We start from the raw sequence: 1943 nt of genomic DNA on the forward strand, positions 1-1943 counted from the left end.
CAGTGGTCAATCAGCACAGAGTGGCGGGTGAAATTGAATTGCGCGTATAGGACGATTCTCCCGTACGTGAAGGAAATTTCCTTAACCGCAGTTGGGTACTGGGCAAGCCTCATCGGGCTGTGGAGGATGGGCGCAAAAGGAGAACCTGAACGAGGTGTGCTTTGGACAGCGCCAGCAACGATCACCCCAGCAACCCACCGCAGCATCCGGTCCTTTCCCGCTCACCGAGGCTGCGCGCCGCAGTGCAACGCTTCGGGCTGGTCTGCCTGGACCAGCAGTGGCTAGGGGCAAAAGCGCAGTACCGTTTCCGCTGCGCGCGCAATCACGAGTTCGTCAGGCTGGTCGACTCGCTTTGCCAACCCAAGGCCGGCGGTTGCCGGGTCTGTGTCGTGGAGGACCGTGACACCCGCCTGTTCAAACTGGCGGGCTCAGCCGGTGTGCAGTGCCTGGAAGCCAGGTGGCTGGGGCGCGACGTTGCGCACCGCTTTCGTTGCCACTGCGGCCGGGAGTGGACCCGCATCGGCTCGCATGTGTTGCGCAGCGCCAACTGCCCCAGTTGCAAAGTGCGCAGACACGGCCAGTGCATGCGCCTGAAAGACGGCTTGAGCCGATTGCAACAGACCGCCGCCGCGCGGGGCGGCACCTGCCTGGCCAGTCGCTATGAAGGCGGCGGGCACACCTATGCGTTTCGCTGTGCGCAGGGGCACACCTGGCAGTCCCTGGGCCGGGAAGTGATGCGCCGCAGCTGGTGCCCCGAATGCGCGAGGCTGCGCAAAGTCGTCAACTATCGCCACCAGGACGGCCTGGCACTGCTGCAACAGAAAGCCGCTGCACGCGGCGGCGTGTGCCTGAGCGACACCTACAACGGGTCGATTGCCCGTTATCACATGCGCTGTGCACAGGGGCACGAGTGGATGGCCGGCGGCAAGCTGATCCTGCGCGGCAACTGGTGCGCTGCCTGTGCCCATGATGCCAAGCGCCTGAGTATCGACGATGCCCATCAGGCGGCAGCAGCACGCGGTGGCCAGTGCCTTGCGCAGGTCTATGTCAACAGCACCACCAAGCTGCACTGGCTGTGCCACCGCGGGCACAGCTGGCACGCCGCGCTGGCGGCGATCCGCGCAGGCCATTGGTGCGCCGAATGCGCGTACATGGCCAAGATCACCAACCCGGACTCGAAAGCCTGGCGGCGCTATCGCAACGCGCGCGACTGAGCCGTTCTTTTTGATCAATAACTTGTCACTTTCGGTCATTGAGCCGCGCTCCATGGCCCTTTAATGTCAGCCACAGATAACTGACGGGCCCCGCTATCGGCGAGGTGCCCGCATTCCGTGATTAAGCTCGTTGTGGAGTTCCCTATGGCCGCCGCTCGTTACCCGCATTTGCTCGCCCCGCTGGACCTGGGCTTTACCACCCTGCGCAACCGTACCCTGATGGGCTCGATGCACACCGGCCTGGAAGAGAAGCCGGGTGGCTTCGAACGCATGGCCGCCTATTTTGCCGAGCGCGCCCGTGGCGGTGTCGGCCTGATGGTCACTGGCGGTATCGGCCCTAACGTGGAAGGCGGCGTGTACTCCGGCGCGGCCAAGCTGAGCACTTCGGAAGAAGCGGAAAAACACCGCATCGTCACCCAGGCGGTACACGCGGCGGGCGGCAAGATCTGCATGCAGATCCTCCATGCTGGCCGTTATGCCTACAGCCCCAAATCGGTCGCGCCAAGTGCCATCCAGGCGCCGATCAACCCGTTCAAGCCACGTGAGCTGGATGAGGAGGGCATCGAGAAGCAGATCGCCGACTTCGTCAACTGCTCGCAACTGGCGCAGAGCGCCGGCTACGACGGCGTCGAGATCATGGGTTCGGAAGGCTACTTCATCAACCAGTTCCTGGCGGCCCACACCAACCACCGCACCGACCGCTGGGGCGGCAGCTACGAAACAATCACC

The 1943-nt window shown here is 63.8% G+C and carries 2 protein-coding genes; both read left to right on the forward strand.

What is annotated here, in order from left to right:
- Positions 1–161 precede the first annotated feature (161 nt).
- Positions 162–1214 (forward strand): hypothetical protein, encoded by a 1053-nt coding sequence (locus tag M5G11_RS27355; RefSeq protein WP_273914013.1) that lies wholly within the window; start codon positions 162–164, stop codon positions 1212–1214.
- A 144-nt stretch (positions 1215–1358) separates the two neighbouring features.
- Positions 1359–1943, forward strand: a 585-nt coding sequence (locus tag M5G11_RS27360) for an oxidoreductase (protein WP_476453995.1), incomplete at its 3' end; no start/stop codon positions are given.

The organism is Pseudomonas fontis, assembly GCF_028656955.1.
Classification (GTDB): Bacteria; Pseudomonadota; Gammaproteobacteria; order Pseudomonadales; family Pseudomonadaceae; genus Aquipseudomonas; species Aquipseudomonas fontis.